Genomic DNA, 6,265 nt, shown 5'->3' on the forward strand with positions numbered 1-6,265 from the left:
AACTAAAACTTCTTTATCCTTTAATAACACAAAAATAAGAGACTCTTTGTAGTCTCTTTTTTTATTGCCTAGTAAATTAATTATCACTACCTTATAGAAGTCAAATTCTCATATCAACTAACATTTACGATGAAAACCAACATTTTATATAAAATTTTGTTGGTGGGCTTTCTACTTTTATCAACTAGTTACTCAATTGTTATAGCTCAAAGTGAAGCAAAAGTTCACCTCAAAAATCTAGCATTTACCAAAAGCAATCAAAAGTATGTTCAATTTAAATTTAAATTGGTCAATAATCTGGTCATTATACCTATAACCATCAATAACTCAGATACACTAAATTTTATTTTAGATACTGGAGCTTCATATATTGTATTGAGTGATCCTTCCTATGCCGAAAAGCTAAATTTAAGTGATGTTAGTTTTAGAGAAGTTACCTTAAAAGGTATGGGAGAGGATGGTAAATTAAAAGCGTATCATTCTTGGGGTAATTCGGTAAAGATTTTAAATGCAATAGAAGGCTTTAATCAAGATATTATTTATCCAAGTGAAGATATTTTTAAGCTATCTGATAGTATGGGGATGGTAATCCATGGTTTAATTGGATCGACTGTTTTTAAGCATTTTGTAGTCAATATTGATTATCAGAATAAAACAATAATACTTTATAAAAAAGAGTATTATTATGCTAAAAAGAGGAAGCGTTATAAAAAGAAATATGAGAGTATTCCTTTAAGAATCAGTAAAAACAGGGCCTACATTGAAACAGATTTATGGTCTGATGATCATCATAGGCCTCATCAAGTGTCTTTGCTGATAGATACAGGAGCTAGTCATGCCTTATCCATTTTTGAATCAGATCACCATGAAATAAAAGCTTCCTTATCTTCAATAAGAGATCATTTAGGTGTAGGAATAAGTGGAGATTTATACGGTAAAGTAAATCGACTCGAACAATTATCCCTAGGTTCATTCGTATTAAATGATCCAATCGTTAAATATCCTGATTTTAAATCTTTGGGTCTTAAAATCATGGATACAACGAGACATGGAAGTATAGGTGCAGAAGTATTAAGAAGGTTTACTGTAATTTTTGATTATGAAAATGAAGAACTCCTTATAAGAAAAAATGGAGATTTTAAAGATGCCTTTCAATACAATAATTTAGGCCTAGAATTTACAAACCCTTATCCTGGTTTACCTTTCTTTCAGATATCACAGATCAGAGAAGAATCTCCAGCAGCCAAAGCGGGAATTCAACAAGGAAGTATTCTAAAAAAAGTAAATGGACAATCAGTTGCTTCTTTAACGGCTGATCAAATTAGATTACTCTTTCGTGGGAAAATTGGAAGAAAAATTTCATTAGCTGTGGAAGATAATGAAGGAAATAGTAAAACATTCTCTATGGTTTTAGAGGATCCTTTTGACCAGAATTAATACAAATGTTTTACTTCTTTAAAGCCGTAATGTTTAATCTTACCACTTTTCTTAGCGATTGATAAACAGCCATTTTCATTAACACCAAGTATTTGCCCTTCAAATGTTTCAGAGAAACCTGTAGGAGTAGCTTCTTGGAATTGCCCATTTTCATGATACCAAAAAAGATGCGTGTAATATTCTTGCCTTAAGGAATCATATCCTCTTTCTTGAAGTTGTAAATACCTTTTTTCAATATTTTCCAATAGAGATTCGATAATTCTTGGAACTTGAAATGCTTTTCCTGCTTCAATTAACATAGAAGTAGCAGGGAAAATACCTGAAAAATTTTCTTGATTGATATTTAACCCAATACCTACAATACTGTGTGATATTTTTTTACCTACAATAAAATTTTCAATTAAAATACCCCCTAATTTTTTTTTATCAATTAGAATATCATTTGGCCACTTAATCTTCGTGTGCATTGGGTGGATATGATGAACTGTGTCAAAGACGCCAAGTGAAATGGCCACATTTAATTGGAACTGATTTCTAGCTTCTAAAAAATTAGGTTTTAATAAAAAAGAAATTGTAATATTTTTGTCTGGGGTTGATTCCCAACTATTACCTCTTTGACCTCTTCCTTTGGATTGTTCTGGTGTGAGTACAACAGTTCCTTCCTCTAAACTTTTGTTGTCTGAAAGAAGTTGTCCTAATTTATCATTAGTAGAATGACAAGAAGGCATATATATGACACTTTTACCGATAAAAGACGTATTGGCAGAAATATTATACAAGTATTTATTACTTTTGTTTATAAACTTGTTTTAATTTAATGCAAATAAAAAAATGTATTGAATTTGCAGTGCAATTATACAAAATTGAGTTCAATTGAGAACATTTTATCGTATTAGATAGTAATATAGTAAAGTAAATAGATAGAGGATTTACCTCAAAAGAAAAAATATGAGTAAAAAGGAGATTGGAGCGGAAGAATTTGCACACGTAGTTGCAAAAGGAATGCAGGAGATGAAGGCTCAGCAGATAGAAATTTTAGATTTAAGAAAAGTAAAGAACGCAGTTACAGATTTCTTCGTAATTTGTACTGCTACTTCGGATACTCAGCTTGATTCAATTGTTGATAGTATTGAAAAAGAAGTCAAAACTTCAATAGGAGAAAAAGCTTTTGCTACTGAAGGAACTGGCTCCCAAGGATGGGCATTATTAGATTATATTAATGTTGTAGCACATGTATTTTTACCAAAGAAAAGAGAGTTTTATGCTCTTGAAGAACTTTGGGGAGATGCGAAGGTATTCAAACTACCAAGCGAATAGAAAATTAATAACACAAATTAGATCATACATTACGGATGGATCAGAACAAAAGGAATATTCCTAAAACACCTATGCCAAAGAATAATTATCAAGTATGGATGCTTATTGCATTAATTCTTGTTGTTGTTGGCTTAGCCTATTTTAGTAAAAGTAGTACTACTGAAGAAACTACCATTCAAAACTTCGAACAAATGGTAGAGGATGGAGATGTTAAAAAATTATTTATTGTAAACGACAATTTAGTTGAAGTTATACTAACAAATAAAGCTCTACAAAAAAGTAAGTATTCAAAAGTAAAACAAGAGACTACTAACCTTTCTTATATTAGCGAAGAACCAAATTTTAAATTCAAAATTGTTTCAAGTGAATATTTCATTGATTTATTAAATGAAATGCAAAAAGATATTCCAAGAAGTAAAAGGATTCCTTACGAAATTGAGCAAAGAGAGAGTTTTGGGAGTTGGTTCTTTAGCTCAGGGTTCTTATTAATCCTTCTATTTGGTTTCTGGTTCTTAATGAGAAGAATGGCTTCAGGTGGAGCAGGCGGGCAGATTTTTAATATTGGAAAATCTAAAGCTCAAATGTTTGAACCTAATCACATGAAAGTAACATTCAAAGATGTTGCTGGCTTGGATGAAGCTAAAGAAGAAGTAGAAGAGATCGTTGATTTCTTGAAAAACTCAAAAAAATATACAGACTTAGGTGGTAAAATTCCTAAAGGTGTTTTACTTGTAGGCCCTCCAGGAACAGGTAAAACTTTATTAGCAAAAGCTGTTGCTGGTGAAGCAGGTGTTCCTTTCTTTAGTATGTCTGGTTCAGATTTCGTAGAAATGTTTGTAGGTGTAGGTGCAGCTCGTGTACGTGACTTATTCAAACAAGCGAAAGAAAAAGCCCCTTGTATCATCTTTATTGATGAAATTGATGCCATTGGTCGTTCTAGAGGTAAAGGTTCTATGCCTGGATCTAATGATGAGCGTGAAAATACATTGAACTCATTATTAGTAGAAATGGATGGTTTTGGAACAGATTCAGGAGTAATTATCCTTGCTGCGACAAACAGACCAGACGTTTTAGATAGTGCTTTACTAAGAGCAGGACGTTTCGATCGTCAAATTTCTGTAGATAAACCAGATATTAATGGTCGTGAGCAAATCTTTAAAGTACACTTAAATCCTATCAAAGTTGCGAAGGATGTAAATCCTAAAGAATTGGCTACTCAAACGCCAGGTTTTGCGGGTGCAGAATTAGCAAACGTATGTAACGAAGCGGCCTTAATCGCTGCTCGTAACAATAAGCCAGCTGTTGAAATGGATGATTTTATGGCAGCAATTGATAGAGTAATTGGTGGTTTAGAGAAGAAAAACAAAATCATTTCTCCTGAAGAAAAGAAAATTGTTGCTTATCATGAAGCAGGTCATGCTGTGACAGGATGGTTCCTAGAACATGCTAACCCATTAGTTAAAGTAAGTATTGTACCTCGTGGTGTAGCAGCATTAGGATATGCTCAGTATTTACCTAAAGAACAATACTTGAATACAACTGAGGAAATGATTGATGAAATCTGTATGACATTAGGTGGTCGTGCTGCTGAAGAAATCATTTTTGGTCGTATTTCAACAGGTGCTTTGAGTGATTTAGAGCGTACTACTAAAATGGCTTATAGCATGGTATCTATTTATGGTATGAATGATGAAATTGGTAATATCTCATTCTATGATCCAAATAGAAATGAATTCAGCTCTAGACCTTATTCTGAAGCTTTAGCAGAAAAAATTGATACAGAGGTGAAAAAGCTAATTGATAATGCATACCAAAGAACGCTTGACTTATTAAGAGAACATGGAGATGCTTTAGAAAAGTTAGCACAACAATTACTTGAAAAAGAAGTATTATACCAATCAGATCTAGTCAAACTTATTGGAGAACGTCCTTTTGATAAAAAGACAATCTATCAAGAGTTTACAGATGTTGTAGAAGTAAAAGATATTGACGAATCAAGTAATGCTATCAAGCAATCAGAAGAAAGTGCTAATGATTCAAAAGAAGTAAATAACGATGAAGCGTAATTCATTCTTCTAAAATAGATGAAAAGGCTGTCTCAGGTTACTGAGATGGCCTTTTTTTATTATTTTGATATAAATATTCAACTAATCATTAAGTTGTGTTAGAAGCCTTATGATTTATATTAATGAAGATGTTCATTTGAAAAATTTGCATTAGTTGAAAAAAAACACCTTCTTGCAAGAATTACATATTTTGTTTGAACAAATTATAGGTGAACAATGTCTATAGAAAAAGATATAAATCAAAAAGAATTTAAGAATGCATACCAAAAAGTATACATTAACCTGATGTATACTAATAGTTGGATGCAGGACTTATCTAAAACGTGGTGTAAGCAATTTGAAATTACACAACAACAATACAATGTATTGAGAATTCTAAGAGGTGCTCATCCTTCTTGTATGAACCCAGGAAGCATCAAAGAAGTGATGATTGATAAAAGCCCTGATTTAACTCGTTTGATTGATAGACTAATTGATAAAGATTTTGTTCAAAGAGAAACGTGTGGAAGTAATAGAAGGAAAGTAGATGTTATTATCACACAAAAAGGGTTAGATAAGTTAGCAGAGTTAGATCCGCATGAAGATAGTATGTTGGATAATGTAAGAAACTTATCCGAAGACGAAGCGAATCAATTAAGCAATTTATTAGATAAGTTGAGAAATTCAGCAGACTAAAAATTTAGATATAAAAAATGGTTGTTAATCCAGATTAATCTTGGGTATTAACAACCATTCTTCTTGTTACTCTATTGCTGCCATTTAAAACAGAAACAAAGTATAATCCTTCTGTGATTTTTGTTTGTGGTTTAAACTGAAAATGTATGTCAGTTTTATCCAAAGACAAATCCATTCTGTAAACTAGGTTTCCAATTGTATTATACAATAATACTTGTACTGGGAAATTTGTATCCACACCGCTAACTTTCATTTTTACATCAATTGTATTTTCGATACAAACGATATTTTTTGGTGTGATTTCAAGTACTAATTCAGCATTCTTCTTGATTATATAATCATTTTTGACAGGTTTGGAGAGCGTATCTGCACTCAAATGCAAAGCGGAGAAAAATAATGTTATAGAAAGAAGAATTACTCTTTGAAAAACCTTAGTGATATAATTTTCACGTGTTATCATAGTAATTATAAAGTATTTGTGCTACATAAGCATATGAAATTTGATGTACAATTAATATGCAAAAAAAAAGTTAGTTTATCAAATAAAAAAGCCAACACTAAAAAAGTGCTGGCTTCGTGATCCCGCTGGGGCTCGAACCCAGGACCCTCTCCTTAAAAGGGAGATGCTCTACCAACTGAGCTACGGAATCGTCGTATTTCTACGAGTTTTATTTTAGAAGTGATCCCGCTGGGGCTCGAACCCAGGACCCTCTCCTTAAAAGGGAGATGCTCTACCAACTGAGCTACGGAATCGTCGTATTTCTACGAGT

Annotated in this window: 6 protein-coding genes and 2 tRNA genes; 4 read left to right on the top strand and 4 right to left on the bottom strand. The window is 32.3% G+C overall.

Features of this window, described 5'->3' with window-relative positions:
• Positions 1-129 precede the first annotated feature (129 nt).
• Positions 130-1,437: an aspartyl protease family protein gene (locus ACXAHM_RS16045; protein WP_474961675.1), complete on the top strand. Its 1,308-nt coding sequence runs from the start codon at positions 130-132 to the stop codon at positions 1,435-1,437.
• Here the strand turns inward: ACXAHM_RS16045 and ACXAHM_RS16050 are convergent.
• On the bottom strand, positions 1,434-2,216 hold the full coding sequence (locus ACXAHM_RS16050) for a biotin--[acetyl-CoA-carboxylase] ligase (protein WP_474961678.1): 783 nt from the start codon (positions 2,214-2,216) through the stop codon (positions 1,434-1,436). The genes ACXAHM_RS16045 and ACXAHM_RS16050 overlap by 4 nt on opposite strands.
• Positions 2,217-2,385: 169 nt before the next feature.
• Between ACXAHM_RS16050 and rsfS the strand changes: the two genes are divergently transcribed.
• The 3 genes from rsfS to ACXAHM_RS16065 all read left to right on the top strand — a co-directional run bounded on the left by rsfS (position 2,386) and on the right by ACXAHM_RS16065 (position 5,495).
• Positions 2,386-2,754, top strand: coding sequence for a ribosome silencing factor (gene rsfS / locus ACXAHM_RS16055; RefSeq protein WP_474961680.1), 369 nt, complete (start codon positions 2,386-2,388; stop codon positions 2,752-2,754).
• A gap of 35 nt (positions 2,755-2,789) precedes the next feature.
• The gene (ftsH, locus tag ACXAHM_RS16060) at positions 2,790-4,820 is read left to right on the top strand and encodes an ATP-dependent zinc metalloprotease FtsH (protein WP_474961683.1); all 2,031 of its coding nucleotides are present in this window, start codon (positions 2,790-2,792) and stop codon (positions 4,818-4,820) included.
• A gap of 216 nt (positions 4,821-5,036) precedes the next feature.
• Positions 5,037-5,495 carry a MarR family winged helix-turn-helix transcriptional regulator gene (locus ACXAHM_RS16065; protein ID WP_474961685.1) on the top strand — a complete coding sequence of 153 codons (459 nt, stop codon included), beginning with the start codon at positions 5,037-5,039 and terminating at the stop codon, positions 5,493-5,495.
• 34 nt (positions 5,496-5,529) lie between these two features.
• Here the strand turns inward: ACXAHM_RS16065 and ACXAHM_RS16070 are convergent, their stop codons facing one another.
• The 3 genes from ACXAHM_RS16070 to ACXAHM_RS16080 all read right to left on the bottom strand — a co-directional run bounded on the left by ACXAHM_RS16070 (position 5,530) and on the right by ACXAHM_RS16080 (position 6,248).
• Positions 5,530-5,955 carry a hypothetical protein gene (locus ACXAHM_RS16070; protein WP_474961687.1) on the bottom strand — a complete coding sequence of 142 codons (426 nt, stop codon included), beginning with the start codon at positions 5,953-5,955 and terminating at the stop codon, positions 5,530-5,532.
• Positions 5,956-6,072: 117 nt separating this feature from the next.
• Positions 6,073-6,145 (bottom strand) — tRNA-Lys (locus ACXAHM_RS16075).
• A gap of 30 nt (positions 6,146-6,175) precedes the next feature.
• Positions 6,176-6,248 (bottom strand) — tRNA-Lys (locus ACXAHM_RS16080).
• Between the last annotated feature and the right edge of the window lie 17 nt (positions 6,249-6,265).

The sequence above is a fragment of the Flammeovirga sp. AWQ4_249 genome, from assembly GCF_056161045.1.

Excerpts from the sequence above, each read along its gene's own strand:
- rsfS (WP_474961680.1), top strand. The coding sequence starts at position 2,386 with ATGAGTAAAAAGGAGATTGGAGCGGAAGAATTTGCACACGTAGTTGCA.
- ACXAHM_RS16065 (WP_474961685.1), top strand. The coding sequence starts at position 5,037 with ATGTCTATAGAAAAAGATATAAATCAAAAAGAATTTAAGAATGCATAC.
- ACXAHM_RS16045 (WP_474961675.1), top strand. The coding sequence starts at position 130 with ATGAAAACCAACATTTTATATAAAATTTTGTTGGTGGGCTTTCTACTT.
- ftsH (WP_474961683.1), top strand. The coding sequence starts at position 2,790 with ATGGATCAGAACAAAAGGAATATTCCTAAAACACCTATGCCAAAGAAT.
- ACXAHM_RS16070 (WP_474961687.1), bottom strand. The coding sequence starts at position 5,955 with ATGATAACACGTGAAAATTATATCACTAAGGTTTTTCAAAGAGTAATT.